The 17,568-nt window shown below is 63.4% G+C and carries 20 protein-coding genes; 11 read left to right on the top strand and 9 right to left on the bottom strand.

The window, feature by feature from the left end:
• Nucleotides 1–42 precede the first annotated feature (42 nt).
• The 4 genes from pgsA (at nt 43) to JEQ47_RS01850 (ending at nt 2,321) form a co-directional block, all read left to right on the top strand.
• A complete protein-coding gene (gene pgsA / locus JEQ47_RS01865; protein ID WP_198874690.1) occupies nt 43–609 on the top strand; it encodes a CDP-diacylglycerol--glycerol-3-phosphate 3-phosphatidyltransferase in 567 nt (188 codons plus the stop codon).
• Nucleotides 606–857, top strand: coding sequence for a MoaD/ThiS family protein (locus JEQ47_RS01860; RefSeq protein ID WP_198874689.1), 252 nt, complete (start codon nt 606–608; stop codon nt 855–857). Before pgsA ends, JEQ47_RS01860 begins: the two co-directional genes overlap by 4 nt.
• A 1-nt stretch (nt 858) precedes the next feature.
• Nucleotides 859–1,305, top strand: a complete 447-nt coding sequence (locus tag JEQ47_RS01855) for a molybdenum cofactor biosynthesis protein MoaE (RefSeq protein WP_198874688.1) — start codon at nt 859–861, stop codon at nt 1,303–1,305.
• A gap of 80 nt (nt 1,306–1,385) precedes the next feature.
• On the top strand, nt 1,386–2,321 hold the full coding sequence (locus tag JEQ47_RS01850; RefSeq protein WP_198874687.1) for a fatty acid desaturase family protein: 936 nt from the start codon (nt 1,386–1,388) through the stop codon (nt 2,319–2,321).
• A 55-nt stretch (nt 2,322–2,376) separates the two neighbouring features.
• On the opposite strand, the gene JEQ47_RS01845 is transcribed toward JEQ47_RS01850, so the two are convergent.
• On the bottom strand, nt 2,377–3,267 hold the full coding sequence (locus tag JEQ47_RS01845) for a branched-chain amino acid aminotransferase (RefSeq protein WP_198874686.1): 891 nt from the start codon (nt 3,265–3,267) through the stop codon (nt 2,377–2,379).
• 134 nt (nt 3,268–3,401) lie between these two features.
• On the opposite strand from JEQ47_RS01845, the gene JEQ47_RS01840 reads away from it, so the two are divergent.
• Together JEQ47_RS01840 and JEQ47_RS01835 are read left to right on the top strand one after the other, a co-directional pair.
• Nucleotides 3,402–3,917: a MarR family winged helix-turn-helix transcriptional regulator gene (locus JEQ47_RS01840; RefSeq protein WP_407931770.1), complete on the top strand. Its 516-nt coding sequence runs from the start codon at nt 3,402–3,404 to the stop codon at nt 3,915–3,917.
• A 66-nt stretch (nt 3,918–3,983) separates the two neighbouring features.
• The gene (locus tag JEQ47_RS01835; RefSeq protein WP_198874685.1) at nt 3,984–4,508 is read left to right on the top strand and encodes a hypothetical protein; all 525 of its coding nucleotides are present in this window, start codon (nt 3,984–3,986) and stop codon (nt 4,506–4,508) included.
• A gap of 51 nt (nt 4,509–4,559) precedes the next feature.
• On the opposite strand, the gene proC is transcribed toward JEQ47_RS01835, so the two are convergent.
• The 8 genes from proC to JEQ47_RS01800 all read right to left on the bottom strand — a co-directional run bounded on the left by proC (nt 4,560) and on the right by JEQ47_RS01800 (nt 12,731).
• Nucleotides 4,560–5,381: a pyrroline-5-carboxylate reductase gene (gene proC, locus JEQ47_RS01830; RefSeq protein WP_198874684.1), complete on the bottom strand. Its 822-nt coding sequence runs from the start codon at nt 5,379–5,381 to the stop codon at nt 4,560–4,562.
• Nucleotides 5,382–5,463: 82 nt separating this feature from the next.
• Nucleotides 5,464–5,964, bottom strand: coding sequence for a type III secretion system chaperone family protein (locus JEQ47_RS01825; RefSeq protein WP_198874683.1), 501 nt, complete (start codon nt 5,962–5,964; stop codon nt 5,464–5,466).
• Nucleotides 5,965–6,240: 276 nt separating this feature from the next.
• On the bottom strand, nt 6,241–6,963 hold the full coding sequence (locus JEQ47_RS01820; RefSeq protein WP_198874682.1) for a metallophosphoesterase family protein: 723 nt from the start codon (nt 6,961–6,963) through the stop codon (nt 6,241–6,243).
• Between the two features lie 21 nt (nt 6,964–6,984).
• Complete coding sequence (locus tag JEQ47_RS01815; RefSeq protein ID WP_198874681.1) at nt 6,985–7,230, bottom strand: accessory factor UbiK family protein; 246 nt, start codon at nt 7,228–7,230, stop codon at nt 6,985–6,987.
• A 126-nt stretch (nt 7,231–7,356) separates the two neighbouring features.
• Nucleotides 7,357–10,146, bottom strand: a complete 2,790-nt coding sequence (locus tag JEQ47_RS01810) for a bifunctional aconitate hydratase 2/2-methylisocitrate dehydratase (RefSeq protein ID WP_198874680.1) — start codon at nt 10,144–10,146, stop codon at nt 7,357–7,359.
• A gap of 232 nt (nt 10,147–10,378) precedes the next feature.
• On the bottom strand, nt 10,379–11,344 hold the full coding sequence (locus JEQ47_RS01805; protein WP_236020692.1) for an MFS transporter: 966 nt from the start codon (nt 11,342–11,344) through the stop codon (nt 10,379–10,381).
• Nucleotides 11,323–11,550 carry a hypothetical protein gene (locus tag JEQ47_RS20545; RefSeq protein ID WP_236020618.1) on the bottom strand — a complete coding sequence of 76 codons (228 nt, stop codon included), beginning with the start codon at nt 11,548–11,550 and terminating at the stop codon, nt 11,323–11,325. The genes JEQ47_RS01805 and JEQ47_RS20545 overlap by 22 nt, the downstream gene beginning before the upstream one ends.
• Before the next feature lie 32 nt (nt 11,551–11,582).
• Nucleotides 11,583–12,731 carry an MFS transporter gene (locus JEQ47_RS01800; RefSeq protein ID WP_198874679.1) on the bottom strand — a complete coding sequence of 383 codons (1,149 nt, stop codon included), beginning with the start codon at nt 12,729–12,731 and terminating at the stop codon, nt 11,583–11,585.
• 77 nt (nt 12,732–12,808) lie between these two features.
• Here JEQ47_RS01800 and JEQ47_RS01795 point away from each other — a divergent pair, with 77 nt between their 5' ends.
• The 5 genes from JEQ47_RS01795 to JEQ47_RS01775 all read left to right on the top strand — a co-directional run bounded on the left by JEQ47_RS01795 (nt 12,809) and on the right by JEQ47_RS01775 (nt 17,404).
• Nucleotides 12,809–13,561, top strand: coding sequence for a DeoR/GlpR family DNA-binding transcription regulator (locus tag JEQ47_RS01795; RefSeq protein WP_198874678.1), 753 nt, complete (start codon nt 12,809–12,811; stop codon nt 13,559–13,561).
• Between the two features lie 118 nt (nt 13,562–13,679).
• Nucleotides 13,680–14,513 (top strand): prolipoprotein diacylglyceryl transferase, encoded by an 834-nt coding sequence (gene lgt, locus JEQ47_RS01790; protein ID WP_328767902.1) that lies wholly within the window; start codon nt 13,680–13,682, stop codon nt 14,511–14,513.
• Between the two features lie 6 nt (nt 14,514–14,519).
• Entirely contained in the window at nt 14,520–15,599 is a 1,080-nt protein-coding gene (locus tag JEQ47_RS01785) for a class I SAM-dependent methyltransferase (RefSeq protein WP_198874676.1), read from the top strand.
• On the top strand, nt 15,596–16,360 hold the full coding sequence (gene pgeF, locus JEQ47_RS01780; RefSeq protein ID WP_198874675.1) for a peptidoglycan editing factor PgeF: 765 nt from the start codon (nt 15,596–15,598) through the stop codon (nt 16,358–16,360). The genes JEQ47_RS01785 and pgeF overlap by 4 nt, the downstream gene beginning before the upstream one ends.
• A 111-nt stretch (nt 16,361–16,471) precedes the next feature.
• The gene (locus JEQ47_RS01775) at nt 16,472–17,404 is read left to right on the top strand and encodes a ribose-phosphate pyrophosphokinase (RefSeq protein ID WP_198874674.1); all 933 of its coding nucleotides are present in this window, start codon (nt 16,472–16,474) and stop codon (nt 17,402–17,404) included.
• The last annotated feature ends 164 nt before the right edge of the window (nt 17,405–17,568 follow it).

Raw genomic sequence — 17,568 nt, 5'->3', positions numbered from 1 at the left:
TCAACCCTTGACCCCCTGCCCACCATCCTGTTCTGTCCACCCATGACCCGGAACCCGCTGACCCTCGTCCCCAACATCATCACCATCGCGCGCATCCTGGCGATCGTGCCGATCTCGGCCTTTATTCTCGCCGGTGACCCCATCCTCCGCGCCGTGGCGCTTTCGCTCTACGTCCTGGCCGCGGTCAGCGATTATCTCGACGGCTACCTTGCTCGCGCCTGGAACCAATATTCCGATCTCGGCCGCATGCTCGACCCGATCGCCGACAAGATCCTGGTGATTATCCTCATCACCATTCTCGCCTGGGATCACAGCCTCTCGGCGCTCGACCTGATTCCGGCCGTCGCCATCCTCTTCCGCGAAACGTTCATCCCCGGTCTGCGCGAATTCCTCGGCAACAAGACCGTGGTCCTCCCGGTGACGCAACTGGCCAAATGGAAGACCACGATCCAATTGGTGGCGCTAGCGCTGGTGCTGGCCGAAGCGATCATTCCCGGCCTGACGCTGGTCTCCGACATCGTGCTATGGGCCGCCGGCATCATTACGCTCTGGACCGGCTGGCAATATCTGCGCGCCTCCTGGCCCCACCTGTCGGGCATAGGCAAATGAAGGTCCTCTACTTCGCCTGGCTGCGCGAGCGGCTCAACCGCGCCAGCGACGAAGTCAGCCCCCCGCCCGAAGTCGTCACCCTGGCCGATCTGGTCGCCTGGTTGCGGGCGAGGGACGAGGCGCTCGACCTGGCCATGGCCAATCCGGCCATATTCAAGCTCTCGCGCGATGCCCGCATCGTGTCGTGGGACACGCCCATTGACGGGGCAAGCGAAGTGGCCATCCTGCCGCCCATGACCGGCGGCTGACATGATCCGCGTCACGCCCGATGCTTTCGACCCCGGCGCCGAAGCCAATATATTCCAGGCCGCCTCCACCGAAGCTGGCGCCATGGTCACCTTCACCGGCCTCGTGCGCTCCCGCCCCGACGACCCGATCAGCGCCCTCATTCTTGAGTGCTATCCGGCCCTGGCTGAAAACGAGCTGGCCGCCATCCGCACTGCAGCCGTTGCACGTTTCGACCTCGTCGATGCCGCCATCATCCATCGCTACGGTCGTCTCGTACCGGGCGAAACCATCATGATGGTCGTTACGCTCGCCGCGCACCGCCAGGCTGCCTTTGATGGTGCGCAGTTCCTCATGGACTACCTCAAGACCGACGCGCCCTTCTGGAAACAAGAGGAAACCCGCTCCGGCTTGCGCTGGGTGGAAGCAAAGTCGGAAGACGACGACGCCCGCGCCCGCTGGCAGCGTTAACCGCGTTTCACAAACCCTCTCCGGCATCGCCACGGACCTGTGTTAACATCTTGTTAACCTTGACGACCAGGAGGGGCATCTTGTCGTCCGAACCCTACGTCGACGCCGCCACAGTCAAACGCCTGTCAACCCTGCAGCCCTGGCGCACCGCTGTCGCTCTGGGCTTTGACTGGGCTGTGATTGCCGCCGCGATCACCCTTTCGCAATGGGCGCAGCACCCCGTCGTGTATCTGCTCGCCGTCGCAGTGATCGGCGGCCGCATGCACGGCTTCGGTGTGCTGCTGCATGATTTCGCGCACTACCGCTTCCTCAACGGCAATAAGGCCTTGAGCGACTGGGTCTGCGACTTGTTCCTGGCCTGGCCCATCCTCACTACGGTCGCCAGCTATCGCGCCAATCACCTGGCCCACCATCGCTACACCAATACCGACAAGGACCCCGACTGGGTGTTCAAGCTCGGGCATCGCAAATTCACCTTCCCCAAGGCCTGGCAGGAAGGCGCGCTGGATCTCTTGAGCTACTTCATCGTCCTGGGCTCGATCCTCGATATTTTCGGCATGCTCCATCGCCTCAAGGCCGCTGAGAAACCGCCCCTCGCCTACCGTCTCGCGCGGTTGGGCTTCTACATCCTCGTGGCGGTGCTCTTCACGGCCCTCGGCATCTGGATGGATGTGCTGCTCTACTGGTTCGTGCCCTATCTCACGACCTTCTTCCTGCTCATGCATATCCGCAGCGTGGCCGAGCATTTCGGCTCCATGGACTATTCCCACGAGTTGGGTGGCACCCGCTCGGTTCTGCCATACTGGTGGGAGCGTGCCTTCTTCGCACCGCACAATGTCAACTACCACCTCGAGCACCACCTTTATCCCAGCGTGCCCTTCTACAACCTGCCGCAACTGCACAGCGCTCTGATGGCCAATCCACTCTACGCCGCTCGCGCACATAACACCCGCGGCTACACCACCGGGCTGGTGCGTGAAACGCTGTTTGGTACCGCGTCCGTGCCGGCGAACTGAATGAAAAAGGCCGGACTGGGTCCGGCCTTTCCATGATTTCGGCAATTGTGTTCGCTTACTCGGCAGCAGCCTTCCTCGGCGTCACGGCGCGGGCATAGGCGTCGATCAGCGTGCGGCAGGCTTCGCCCGGAGTGAAGGTGTTCTCGCCGATCAGCGACACCGGCGTCACTTCCGCAGCCGTACCGGTCAGGAAGCACTCGTCGAACTGGCCCAGTTCCTCGGGCTTGATATGGCGCTCGGTGACCGTATAGCCGTTCTCCCTGGCCAGTGCGATCAGCGTCTGGCGGGTGATGCCGTTGAGGAAGCAGTCCGGCGTCGGCGTGGTGATGTCCTTGCCCTTGACGAAGAACACATTGGCCCCGGTCGCTTCTGCCACATAGCCGCGGTAGTCCAGCATCAGCGCATCGGCAAAGCCGTTCGCCATGGCGTGGTCCTTGCTCAGCGTGCAGATCATGTAGAGGCCTGCCGCCTTGGCAGAAGACGGGATCGTCTCCGGGCTCGGGCGCTTCCACTTGCTCCATTCGAGGCGGATGCCCTTGAGCTTTTCCTCGACCGAGAAGTAGCTCGGCCAAACCCATGCGGCGATGGCCACGTGCACCTTGTTGTTGCGGGCCGGCACGCTGAGCTCTTCCGAGCCGCGCCAGGCAACCGGACGCACATAGGCGTCGACAAGGCCGTTCTTTTCCAGCACGAGCTGCTTGGCCGCTTCGATCTCGTCGACGCTGTAGGGGAAAGGCATGTCCAGCGTTGCGGCTGAGCGGATCAGCCGTTCGGTGTGTTCGCGGGACTTGAAGATTTCCCCGCCATAAGCGCGCTCGCCCTCGAATACGGAGCTGGCATAGTGCAGGCCGTGCGTCAGCACATGCACCTTCGCGTCCTTCCAGGGTTTGAGTTCACCATCAAACCAGATCCAGCCTTCGCGCTGGTCCATAGGCAGGCCTGCCATTGTTCCTCTCCGAAATCATATATGTGCCGTTGCTGTTGAACGGCCATTTGCTTGATCATGCATCAGGGGTGATACCCTTGGCAAACCGGAATGGCTTTGGGATAAGACCACGAGACGACGCTGACGGAGGAACCATGCCAGCGGACCGAAAAAATGTCAACAACGCTGACATAAATTCTCTGGCTGTGCACGCTCACCTGCCGCTCGACATCATGGGCCTGTTCTTTTTCGCCTACCGCGACTTCACCGGCGACGCCGATGCCTTGCTCGAACGGCAGGGCTTTGGACGCGCCCATCACCGGGTGCTCTATTTCGTCAACCTCCGTCCCGGCATGCCGGTCGCCGACCTGCTTGACGTGCTCAAGATCACCAAGCAGAGCCTCGCGCGCGTGCTTCGCCAGCTCATCGACAATGGCTATATCGAGCAGCGCACGGGCCATGCCGACCGCCGGCAGCGACTGTTGCACGCAACCGACAAGGGTCGGGAATTCTTCGCGCAACTCTCGGCCAGCCAGGCGAGCCGTATTGACTCGTCCATCGCGGCAATGCATCCGGAAGCGGCCCGTGTCGTCCGCCAGTTCCTGGTGGGCATGGTAGACCCTGCCGACAGGCCGGTGCTGGACAGGCTGAACCTGACGGCCAAGCTCTAGCTCTGGTATCGTCCCGCGCCCGATTGAGTCGCCTGCGGTAGCCGCGCTACCCGGAAAGCAGAAGCAGTGACAGCGAACGCCCTGAACCCACGCCCAAACGCAGATGCCGAAGCGGTACTCGCGTTGCTGGCAAGCGCCGAGGCCCATATCCGGGCCGATCGGCTGGACGAAGCGTCAGCCCAGTATCGGCTCCTCTTGGAAGAGTCGGCGCTCGACCAGCTTCCGGCTGCCCGTATCGAGGTTTTCGCCAATTACGGTGCACTCCTGCTGCACGAGGCTCGCCTGACCGAGGACGAGGCGGAACTGCGCAGGACGCTCGACCAGGCCATCGACATGCTTACGCGGGCGCGTGCTGGCCGCCGGCGCGACGAGTTCAACCGCAACAGCGTCATCTCCGATACCAATCTGGCCTTGGCCTATTTCCAGCGCCATGTCGCAACCGGCAACCACGCCGACCTCATGTCGGCGCATCTCGCGCTCGATGGCGCCGAGGCCGTCATCCCCGCCGATGACCGCGACCTGCATGACTGGGTCAGGTCGATCCGTGACCTACTTGTCGACCAGGCCGACCGCCGCCGCAATCCGCGCTGACTTCGAGCCACGCCAAAGACCGAATGCTTCGGTGAATGGCGCCGACCGGCGTTACGCCCCACCCAGCTCCTCGCTGCGCTTGCGCGCCGCATCCACCGCTCGCCCCATCAGTGGGGTGAGGCCATCCTCGGACATCAGGACGGCAAGCGCCGCGGCAGTGGTGCCATTGGGCGAGGTCACGTCCTGCCGCAGCACACTGGCCGGAGCCGGATCGGCGTCCAGCAGGGCCGCCGAGCCGATCACCGTCTGCCGTGCCAATTGCATGGCCACGGCTTCGTCGAGGCCCTCGGCCACGCCCGCGGCTGCCAGCGCCTCGACCAGGTTGAACACATAGGCCGGGCCCGAGCCCGACACCGCCGTCACTGCGTCGAGGTCGCCCTCGGCGTCGAACCAGGCCACCTGCCCTGCTGCCGACAGCAGCGCATCGACGGTAGCACGGTCCTGCGAAGAGGTCTCGGGGCCCGCCACTGCGCCGGTCATGCCCTTGCCGATCTGCGCCGGCGTATTGGGCATGGTGCGCACCACTCGCCCGGTTGCGAGCCCATTTGACAGGGTGGAGATCGAGATACCCGCCGCGATCGAGAGGACCAGCGTCTGCGGACCGACCACCGGCTTCAACCCTTCCATGACAGTACCGATGATCTGCGGCTTCACCGCCAGCACCAGCACATTGGGGACGAGGCCTGCCGGCTCGGAATGGATGACGAGATCATAATCCGCCGCCATGTCCCGCGCCGCTTCACCCGGCGACGGGTCGACCAGCACCAGATTATTGGAGGGCAGCCCCGCATCGATCCAGCCGCGCGCCAGTGCCATGCCCATCTTCCCGGCGCCGACCAGCATTACGGGGCCGATTGAGCGAAGGTTGGTCATGGTGAGGGGCTCCCGGAATAGGATGAGGTAAGAGCCTCAGACATGCCCCAGGAGAGGGTCGGAAAGCAATGATCGAGCGTCTCTATGCTTCGCCGATAGTCTCGAACATCACATGGCTCAGCGCATCGGCGGCCGACTTGCCGGCCCACACAACAAACTGGAACGCTTGATAGTAAAGGTCGCAGCTATCACTGGCCGAACGCAGCAGCGCCTCGCATTGCTGCGGCGACACATCCGCGCCACCCGTCAGCAGGTGCGAATTGCGGAACAGCACCACGCCTTCCTTGTGCCAGATGTCGAAGTGGCCGATCCAGAGCTGCTCGTTGATGAGGCTGATCAACTGCTTGATCTCGGCGCGACGGCCATCGGGTACCTTGAGGTCGAAGGCGCAGGCGATGTGGAGGCTCTCGAGATCCTCCATCCAGTTGAACGACACATGATAGTCGCTCCACCCGCCGCGCACGGAAATGGAAATCTCGTCGGCATCCTGCCGCTCGAAGGTCCAGTCATTGATCGATGCGATATGCTCGACAAGGTCCACCGGATGGGAGACGCGGTCGGGCTCGAATTCAATCAGGGACATGCGAAGAGTCCGTCCTAAAGGCGTTTTGGTCCACGCGGCCATTCGGCCACCACTCTCGGAGTACGCAGGAGGAACACCGCCGCTTACGCGACTTTCAGAATCGTCCTCCGAACAGAACCCTACACTGCGTCTCTGATTCAGGGGACGCGACGGGAAGGAGGAACGTCATTCTCTTGTGGATGATGATCGCGAACTTATGGTTAACCGAGCGTTAACGACTCTGATCAAACCTGTGCCGAACTGGGTCTTTTCAACGCCTATTCAGGCTGTGGAAAATCAGCCCAGCGCATCGGGTCCGGCCCAGCCATAGCGGATTGCCTCGCCCCAGCCAGGAAAGCCATTGGCTTCGGCCATACGCGCCGCAGCTTCGGTATCATAGGGCACGCCGATCAGCGCTGTCTGCCAGCCCGCCTGCCGTTTCTCGATCACGGCATAATGCGCGTCGGGTGTTCCACGCACCAATTGCATGCCCACCGAGCCCGGATTGACCAGCAGCCGCCCGTCCGAGAGCCGCAACGTGCGCGCAATATGTGTATGACCGCAAAGAATCACCTCGGCGCCAATCCCTGCAGCGTGAATCGCGACTTCGGCTTCACCCGGCAGGACACTGCTGCGGCCGTTGTAGAAGTTGTCGAGCCAAGGCGTCTCATCATCGGTCGGCGTGCCGTGACAGGCGAATAACTCATCGCCGAGGGTGGTGGTCGGCAGCAGTCCGGACAGCCATGCCAGTTGCGCTTCGTTCAAGGTCTCGCGCGCCAGCCGATCCACCGCGCCGGCGCCTCGCAGACTGGTGTCCACCACCCAGCGGTCGTGATTGCCACGGATCGAAACAGCACCCGAAGCCATGATCCGTTCGGCCGCACCGGCCGGATCCATGGGACCGCTGACATGATCGCCCAAGCACAGAACAGCGTCGAATTGTTGCCGCGCCATATCGGCGAGCACGGCGTCGAGCGCCGGCACATTGCCGTGAACGTCGGAAATTACAGCGATGCGCAAAGGCCGAGCCTCAGCGCCGGATCAGGACTTGGTGCCGCGCAATGCCGCCAGTTCCTTGCGCAGCGCCTCGATCTCTTCGCCCTGTACCTGGACCAGTTCGCGCAACGCGTCGAAATCCTCGCGCTTGACCAGGTCCATGTCGTTGACGATGCGCTGCGCCTGGCTCTTCACCACGGTCTCGACCTCGCGGCGGACGCCATCAGCCACGCCCGCGGCCTCGTTCATCACCCGGCCCAACCCGTCGAAGATGCGATTGTTCTGGTTCATGGCACGCTTCCGTCGCTGGTGTCTGTTGCTGCCGATATGTAAGGCACGGGGCACGGAATGACCAGTGCGGCGAATGGAAACGGCCCGGCAAGGGCCGGGCCGTTCCAATGCATCGGCAGATGCCGCTCAGTAATGGACGGACTTGCTGTCCATCGGATTGGTCGAGGTCGGCGGCGCGAACTTGGTGAGATCGATGCCTTCGACGGCCGACTTGTATTCCTCGGTGCTCGGCGTGCGCCCGAGAATGGCCGAGAGCACCACGACCGGGGTCGAAGCCAGCAGCGACTCGCCCTTCTTTTCTGCGGAATCTTCCACGACGCGCCCCTGGAACAGGCGGGTCGAGGTCGCCAGCACGGTGTCGCCCTTCTCGGCCTTCTCCTGGTTGCCCATACAGAGGTTGCAGCCCGGGCGTTCGAGATAGAGGATATTCTCGTATTCGGTACGGTTGGCCGTCTTGGGCGCCGCGTCGTTGAACTCGAAGCCGGAATACTTCTGGAGAATCTCCCAGTCGCCTTCTTCCTTGAGCTCGTCGATGATGTTGTAGGTCGGCGCGGCCACCACCAGCGGTGCCTTGAACTCGACCTTGCCCGTGTCCTTCTCGAGGTTCTTGAGCATCTGGGCAACGATCTTCATGTCGCCCTTGTGCACCATGCACGAACCGACAAAGCCCAGGTCCACCTTCTTGGTGCCGCCATAGTAGGAAACCGGGCGGATGGTGTCGTGGGTATAGCGGCGCGAGACATCGGAATTGTTGACGTCCGGGTCGGCGATCATCGGCTCGTCGATGACATCGAGATCGACCACCACCTCGGCGAAATACTTCGCATTGGCATCCGGTGTCAGCGCCGGCTTGGCGCCGGAGCGGATTTCGGCAATGCGGCGATCGGCCTTGGCGATCAGGCCCTTGAGGGTCTGGGCGGCATTATCCATGCCCTTGTCGATCATGATCTGCATGCGCGACTTGGCGATCTCCAGCGACTCGATCAGCGTCTCGTCCTGCGAGATACAGATAGAGGCCTTGGCCTTCATCTCGGCCGTCCAGTCGGTGAAGGTGAAGGCCTGGTCGGCCAGGAGCGTGCCGATATGCACTTCGATGATGCGGCCCTGGAAGACGTTGTCGCCATGCTGCTGCAGCATCTGCGCCTGAGTGGCGTGAACCACATCGCGGAAATCCATCCAGGGCTTCATCTGGCCCTTGAAGGTCACCTTGACAGACTGCGGGATCGGCATGGTGGCTTCACCGGTGGCAAGCGCCAGCGCGACGGTGCCCGAGTCGGCGCCAAAGGCGACGCCCTTGGACATGCGGGTATGGCTGTCGCCGCCAATGATGATGTCCCAGTCGTCAACGGTGATGTCGTTGAGCACCTTGTGGATCACGTCGGTCATCGAGTGGTAGTGGCCGACCGGATCGCGGGCGGTGATCACACCGAAATTGTTCATGAAGGCCATGAGCTTGGGAATATTGGCCTGGGCCTTCTTGTCCCATACCGAAGCGGTGTGACAGCCGGACTGGTAGGCACCATCGACCAGCGGCGAGATCACCGTGGCGGCCATGGCTTCCAGTTCCTGGGCCGTCATCAGGCCCGTCGTGTCCTGCGAACCGACGATGTTGACCTTCACACGCACGTCCGAGCCGGCATGGAGCACCTTGCCCGGCGTCACGCCGACAGCATTGCGGTTGAAGATCTTCTCGACGGCGGTGAGGCCGACGCCCTCGACGGTGATCTCCTTGTTCGGCGCGAACACCTGCGGCGCCTCGACGCCCAGGGTCTGGGCGGCAAAGGTCTGCAGCTTCTTGCCGAAGACGACGGCGTAGGACGAGCCGGCCTTCATGAACTCCACCTTCTGGGGGGTGAAGGCCGAGGCAATATCCACCAGCTCGTTGCCGGCTTCGTCACGCAGCTTCTTGGTCTTGGTGTCGATCTTGAGAACCGTGCCGGTCTCGACCGAGTATTTCTGCTCGAGGATCGGATTGCCCTCGTTGTTGAGGATCGGCTTGCCGTCCTCGCCCAGCTTCTTGACCCAGTTCTTGAGATTGAGGCCGATGCCGCCGGTCACATCGACCGTGGTGGCGAAGATCGGCGAAATGCCATTTGTGCCGGCCACGATCGGGGCCACATTGACGAAGGGCACATAGGGGCTGGCCTGCTTGCCGGTCCACAGCGCCACGTTGTTGACCCCCGACATGCGCGACGAGCCCACGCCCATCGTGCCCTTTTCGGCGATCATCATCACGCGCTTGTCGGGATGCTGCTGCTGCAGGGCAACGATCTGAGCCTGGCCCTCGGGCGAGATCATGCACTTGCCGTGCAGTTCGCGGTCGGCGCGCGAATGGGCCTGATTGCCGGGCGACAGAAGATCCGTCGAGATATCGCCTTCAGCCGCGACATAGGTCACGACCTTGATCTCGTCTTCGACGTCCGGAAGCTTGGTGAAGAATTCGGCCTTGGCATAGCTCTCCAGCACGCCGGTAGCGATGGCATTGCCGGACTTGTGGGCATCGCGCAGGCGGAACATGTCGGCGTCGTAGAGGAAGACCTGGGTCTTGAGGACCTCGCCGGCTTCCTGGGCATGCGCGCCGCCACCCAGCGCAATATCGAGCAGCACCTCGATCGAGGGCCCGCCCTTCATGTGCGAAAGCAGCTCGAGCGCGAAGCTCGGGGTGATTTCCGGCACCACGGCTTCACCCAGGATGATATGCTTGAGAAAGGCTGCCTTGACGCTCGCGGCAGGGGTCGTGCCAGGCAGCGTGTTGTAGATGAAGAATTTCAGCGCATCTTGGCGCTGTGGGTTCGCGCCGTCGCGGATGATGGCGATGATCTCCCCGGTCAGACCGCCGCCGTCGATCGGCTTGGGCGCCAGCCCCTGCTCTTTTCTGCTTTCGATTTCAGCCAGGTAATCGGAGTAGAGGGTCATCGTTTTCTCAACATCAAATTGCGGGCGCCACTCGCACGGGCGCCACGGATAAGTCGTGCCAGTCGGCCAGACGTCACAAAATCCTGCCGTCGCCAACCAGGGCCGGCGCGCAACCTATCTCAAATGCACAAATAAAGTACTTTCGTTTGGGCAAGCCCCGGTCGGGAATGGGCAATGCAGTCCCAGGCCACCAGCCGCGCTCTTGTGCTACCGCGATACCGGCCTTCCCCGCCTAACGTTTCCGTACCGTGATCGGCCAGCTCACCGCCACGAAGATCAGCCCCAGAGCCACCAGCACGAAGGCTGCACTGAGCGACCATTGCTGTGCCACGAAACCTATGGCAGCAGGCCCAACGAGAATGCCGGCATAGCCAAGCGTGGTGATGGCCGCGATGGCGAGACTGGCCGGCATGCGGGTCTGATTGCCGGTGGCAGTAAACAGCACCGGCACGATGTTGGACGCCCCGACGCCGACCAGGAGGAAGCCGATAAAGGCGAGCGGCTGGGCCGGCGCAAAGACCGTCAGCAGGAAGCCGGCCGCGGCCACCAGCCCGCCCATGATCACGACCCTCATGCCGCCCAGCGCCTTGACGATGCGGTCGCCGAGGAGCCGTCCCGCCGTCATGGCAATGGCGAACATGGTGTAGCCGAAGCCCGCCTGGGCGGGATCGACCGCGTGGGTATCGATCAGGAACAGTGCGCTCCAGTCGAGAATGGCGCCCTCGCCCAGAAACACCAGGAAGCACAGAAGCCCGATGAAGATGACGATGCCCTTGGGCACGACGAAGAGCGGCGTGTCGCCGGTTTCGCGATTGCCATAGGGGAGCAGACCACCAAAGGAATAGGCCAAAAGCGCCAAGAGCGCGGCGCTGACCGCCAGCGTCGCCACGAGCGGGCTGACACCGAGGCCCAAGAGCAGGCTCACCCCACCTGCACCGGCGATGCCGCCCAGGCTGAAAAGCCCGTGAAAGCCGGACATCATGTTGCGGCCGCTGTCCTTTTCGACCATCACCGCCTGGATGTTTATCGCCACGTCCACCGTGCCGACGCTGGCGCCGAACAGGGCCAGCGCGATCGCCAGTGCCGGGACACTGTCGGCGATGGCGAGGAACGGCAGGACGATCGCCACGGCGACCGAGGCCGACACGATGATGGCGCGGCACCCGAAGCGGCTCGCTAGCACACCGGTGATCGGCATGGCCACGATGGAGCCGACCCCAGGCAGAGCAACAAGAGGCCCAGTGCACCATCTTCGACGCCGACCCTGGCCTTGGCAAACGGCACGAGCGGTGCCCAGGCCGCCATGGCAAGGCCCGCGACAAGGAAGACAGCGCGCGTGGCCCACTGCTCCTTGGCGCCGGAAAGGGCGTGATGGTCGAAGGTTGGCGCGGTATGTACGGACATTATAGTGGCTCAGCTTGCGATCGCGGGCGTCTTCAGACGCGGTGGAAAATGGTTCTGGCGGACACCGCGATGACCAGCATAGCGGCGCAAAGGAGGAAGAATGCCGTCTTGAGGCCCGTCGCATGGGCGATGAGGCCGATGGCCGCGGGTCCCGCAATGATGCCGACATAGCCAACGGTCAGGACCGAGGCGACGGCGAGGTTGGCCGGCATGCGCCGAGTTCTTCCGGTCAGCGTGAACAGGATCGGCGCGATATTGGAAACGCCTGCGCCCACCAGCAGGAACCCGGCCAGGGCCGCCGCGGCCGATGGCAGAAAAAGGCTGGCCAGGAACCCCGCAGTTGCAAGGAGTGCGCTGGCGACAAGCACCGTAAGGTCGCCAAAAGCCGTGCGCAGCCGGTCACCGAACAGCCTGCCGGCCGTCATGGTGATGGCAAAGGCCGTATAGGCGAAGCCCGCCAGCCCCAGGTCGGCGCCATGGGCTTCCACCATGAACAGCGCGCCCCAGTCGAGCACGCCGCCCTCGGCCAGCATGGCGAGGAGACTGAGCGCACCGATGGCCAGCACGATGCCCTGCGGCACGACGAAGGCCGGCGGCTTGGCCTCGCCCGCATCGCTATAAGGCAGGAGCCCGGGCCGGGCAGCGAGCAGCAGGCCAAGCATGACCAGTGAGACCGCGAGCGCCGCGGGCAGCGCCGGCACACCCAGAGTCAGCATCAGCGCCATGCTACCCGATCCGATAATGCCGCCGAGGCTGAACATGGCATGGAAACCCGACATCAATGACCCTCCGGCCTGGCGCTCGACCAGGACCGCCTGGAGGTTCATCGACACCGAGGTGCAGCCCATGACGATGCCAAAGCCAACCAGCGTTACCGCCATCAGCGCCACGTCGCCCACCGTTGCCAGCAGCGGCAGCACCAGGCAGAGACCAGTGGCCGAGACCGTGATGACCTGCCGACAGCCAAAGCGCGATGTGAGAAAGGCGGTCATCGGCATGGCAAGGATCGAGCCGACGCCCATGCACAACAGCAGGAGGCCGAGCGCGCCTTCACCAACCCCCAGGCGCTCTTTTGCGAGCGGAACCAGCGGTGCCCAGGCGCCGAGCACGATTCCGCCAAGCAAAAATATCAGACGCGTGGCGACCCGCTCATTGCTTCCTGACTCAATCGCGACACTCATGCTTGTTCTCCATACGGCGGACACGCTATGACAAATAACGCAGAAACATGCAAGAACATGCATAAACGAGGATATTCATGCTGACCGAGGAGCGGCTGGACGCCATCCGTCAATTGCTGAGCGAGCATGGCAAAGTGCTGGCCAACGACTTGGCAGCGCAGTTCGGCGTCTCCGACGACACAATCCGACGCGACCTGCGCGAGCTGGCGCGGCTCGGGCATTGCCGGCGCGTTTATGGCGGCGCCCTCTTACCAGCCCCCGATACGGGCACGCTCGCCGTGCGAACCTCTGACCAGGCGGACGTCAAGGCGAGGCTCGCTTCTGCTACGGCCGCCCTGGTGCGCGACGGACAGACGCTCTACATCGACGCCGGCTCGACCAACCTCGCCATTGCAAAGGCGCTGCCAAAAGACCTGCGGCTCACTATTGTCACCAATGCCCCCGCCATCGCTACGGCCATGTCCGACAATCCCAAGCATACCATCGTCGTCCTAGGCGGGCATTACGATCAGTCGAAGGGTGCCTGCCTCGGCCCGCAGACTATCCGCGAGGCTGGAAACATCTTTGCCGACATGTTCATCCTGGGCGCCTGCGCCATCGACACGGCGCTGGGCGTGACGGCGCTCGACGCCGCAGAGGCCGAGGTCAAACGGGTCATGATCGCGCAGAGCAGCCTTCTCACCATCGCGGCCACCTCGGACAAGCTGGGCACCATCGCCCCCTTCAAGCTGGCCGAGGTTGCGCGCATCGACCACCTCGTCGTGGAACACGACGCCGACCTCGATGCCTACCGCGCCTTCGATATCGCGCTACACCGCGCCGAAAACTAGACACCGCGAAGTCGAGCCTGCCCAAGCCTGGGGGGAATCCCTTGAACCTGCGGCGCCCTCTTGTTACGGCAGTCACATTGCCGCCGCGCTTGGCCGGCACATCCGGTCGACGCCAGGAGTGACCCGCTTGCCCTTCCCCGATATCGACCCCATTGCCTTCGCCATCGGGCCATTTGCCGTGCGCTGGTACGCCTTGGCCTACCTGTTTGGCGTCTTGCTGGGCGCAGCCTACGGTTACCTTCTGCTGGCCAACCAGCGGCTCTGGCACAAGGGCACCCCACCCTTCCCGGCCAAGGACATCTGGGATTTCGCCTTCTGGGCCATGCTGTCCATCGTCATCGGCGGCCGCGCCGGCTACGTCCTCTTCTATAATCTGCCCTATTACCTGGCGAACCCCGGCCAGATCATCAACACGCTCGACGGGGGTATGTCCTACCATGGCGGCATGCTCGGCCTGATGCTGGCGGCCATCCTCTTCACGAGGAGCAAAGGCGGCAATTGGCTGTCCTCGCTCGACCTCATCGCCGCCGTCGCCACGATCGGCATTTTCCTCGGGCGCATCGCCAACTTCATCAATTCCGAACTCTATGGGGCGCCCACCACCGCGCCCTGGGGCGTGATCTTCCCCACCGATCCGCTGCAGGTCGCCCGGCATCCGAGCCAGCTTTACGAGGCTGCGCTCGAAGGGCTCCTGCTTTTCCTCGTCATCCGGGTCGCCACGCATGTCTTGTATGCCCTGCGCAAGCCGGGCCTCGTCGCTGGGATATTCGCCGTGGGCTACTCCTTGTCGCGCATCGCCGTCGAATTCGTCCGGCTGCCCGACGCCCATATCGGCTACCTTTATGGCGGCTGGCTTACCCAGGGTCAGCTCCTGAGTGTGCCGATCCTCCTGGGGGGCATCGTACTGATCATTTACGCCGCGTCCCGCCGCGAAAATCCGCTGCGACCGTGAACTGACATGACCGACACGCTCACCCTCGAACAGCAGATCGACCTGCAGATCCGCACCTCCGGCCCGATGTCGGTGGCTACCTATATGGGCCTCTGCCTGACCCATCCGTCAAAGGGTTATTACCGCGCAGGGGAACCCATCGGCACGGCCGGCGACTTCATCACCGCGCCGGAAATCTCGCAGATGTTCGGGGAGCTGATCGGCTTCTGGCTGGTCAATCTCTGGCAGCAGATGGGCGAGTCAAAAACATTCACCCTGCTCGAGCTCGGCCCCGGCCGCGGCACGCTGATGGCCGACATGCTGCGCGTCGCTTGCCGCGCTCCCGGTTTCCGCGACGCGCTCCGTCTGCGTCTCTTCGAAACCAGCCCGCCGCTGATGGGCGAACAGCAAGCCAGGCTGGAAGTCTACGAGCCGCAATGGCTGCAGAATTTCGAGACATTCGAGGATGGCCCGATCCTCGTCGTCGCCAACGAGTTCTTCGACGCCCTGCCTATTCGCCAGTTCATCCGCAAGGAGGATGGGTGGCACGAGCGGCAGATCGGCCTTGTCGAGGGCAAGCGCGCTTTCGGCCTTTCGCCGACGCCCATCCCGGCAAGCGCCATGCCCGAAGCCGTCGCCCATGCCGAGCCCGATACCATGTTCGAGGTTTCGTTTGGCGGCGCCGAGGTCATGCGCCAACTGGCCAAGGTCGTGGCCAAACAGGGTGGCAGCATCCTCGCCATCGACTATGGCTATGCCACGACACAGACCGGCGACACCTTGCAGGGCGTGCGCCGCCATGCCTATGCCGACGTGCTCGACGCGCCGGGCGAGACAGATCTATCCGCCCATGTCGATTTCGGCGCCCTGGGCGTCGTTGCGCGGCAGGCCGGTCTTGCCACCCAGCCCCTCGCAAGCCAGGGCCAGTTCCTCAACCGCCTTGGCCTCGGCGAACGTGCCGCGGCTCTCTCCCGCGCCAACCCCGGATCGGCGGCGGACATCCGCTCGGCCCAGGATCGCCTCGTCGGCGCCGACCAGATGGGCAATCTGTTCAAGGTCTTCTGTGCCCACAGCCCAGGCCTGATGCCGCCCGGATTTATGCCATGACCGCCCCCGAGACCGCCGTATCGCTCAGCGCCATATCGGGCATCCGCCACGGCTTTTTCGGTCGCGTCGGCGGTGTCTCCACCGGCGAATTTGCCGGGCTCAATGTGTCGACCTCGGTGGGGGACGATCCGGAGCATGTGACCGTCAATCGCTCCACCGTCGCCGATGCGATGGGCCTTGGTCCCCTGGTCATCCTCAAGCAGACGCATTCCAACCGTGCCCATACGGTTAGTGCGCCGTTCGCACCTGGTTCCGTCGACGCCGATGCCCTGGTCGCGTCTACCCCCGGCCTTGCGCTCGGCATTCTCACCGCCGACTGTACGCCGATCCTGTTTGCCGATCCCGAAGCGCGGGTCATCGGCGCGGCTCATGCCGGCTGGCGCGGCGCCGTGGACGGCATTATCGGCAATACCGTTGCCGCCATGGTCGCTCTTGGCGCCGATCCCGCTCGTATCGTTGCGGTCTATGGCCCGACGATCCACGGCGAAAACTATGAGGTCGGCGCAAAGTTCGAGGCCGATTTCCTGGCGCTGCATCCCGGCGGGGCCCACCATTTCCATATCCCGACCGGTGGCCAGCCGCATTTCGACCTGCCGGGCTTTGTCGCTGAACAGCTCCTTGCCGCCGGTATTGGCAACATCGAGCAGGTCGGCTTCTGCACTTATGCCCATCCCGACCGCTACTTTTCCCACCGCTATGCCACCCATCAGGGAACGCGCACCGGCAGGCAGATTGCCGTCATCGGACTGACACAGGTTTAATTTACCGCGTTCACCCAAAGTGGCGTTGCGAGTCCGAAAGAGACTCGCTAAGGCTGCCCGCGAAACTGGAAGGTCCCGCCCCGGGGACCGGTTGAGATCAGGATCGCGCGCATGAAGCTGGTGACCGGCAACTCCAATCGCCCTCTGGCTCAGGCCGTCGCCAGCTATCTCGAAATGCCGCTGACCGACTGCACGGTCAAGCGCTTCGCCGACAAGGAAGTCTATGTCGAGGTGCACGAAAACGTGCGCGGCGAGGACGTTTTCATCCTTCAGTCGACCAGCTATCCGGCCAATGACAACCTGATGGAGCTGCTGATCATCGCCGATGCGCTGCGCCGCTCCTCGGCCCGGCGCATCACTGCCGTGCTGCCCTATTTCGGCTATGCGCGGCAGGACCGGAAATCGGCGCCCCGCACCCCAATTTCCGCCAAGCTGGTCTCCAACCTGATCACCGAGGCCGGCGCCAATCGCGTGCTCACCCTCGACCTTCATGCCGCCCAGATCCAGGGCTTCTTCGATATCCCGACCGACAATCTGACCGCCGCGCCGGTCATGGTGCGCGACATCAAGGACAATTACGATGTCCAGAATGTCATGATCGTCTCGCCGGACGTCGGCGGCGTGGTCCGCGCCCGCAATGTGGCCAGCCGCATCGGCGCCAACCTGGCCATCGTCGACAAGCGCCGTCCGCGCGCCGGTGTGTCCGAGGTCATGAACATCATCGGCGACGTTCAGGGCCAGACCTGCATTCTCATCGACGACATCGTCGACAGTGGCGGCACCCTGGTCAACGCCGCCGAGGCCCTGCTCAAGGCCGGCGCCAAGGCGGTTTCGGCCTATATCACCCATGGCGTGCTGTCCGAAGGCGCGGCCGAGCGCATCGCGGCGTCCAAGCTCAAGGAGCTTGTGGTCACCGATTCCATCCTCGAGACCGAGGCCACCAAGGCGGCCGCCAATATCCGCCGCATGTCGATCGCCCCACTGATCGGCGAGGCCATCGCGCGCACCGCCAGCGAGCAGAGCGTATCGAGCCTCTTCGACTAAGCAGCGGCCGAAGGCAAAATCGCTCCGATGGAGCAATTTTAGCTGACCAGGCCAGGGTGACATCGAGCCGCCTGATGATGGCTCCGAAATAATCATCCTCGCTGTCGAAACGCGCATTGCCTCCCCGACATTGTTGTGCCGCACTAGCAGGCGGCCAACACTGA

Origin of the sequence: Devosia sediminis (assembly GCF_016411825.1) — a bacterium.
GTDB lineage: Bacteria > Pseudomonadota > Alphaproteobacteria > Rhizobiales > Devosiaceae > Devosia > Devosia sediminis.
This window is presented reverse-complemented; position numbering and strand designations above follow the sequence as displayed.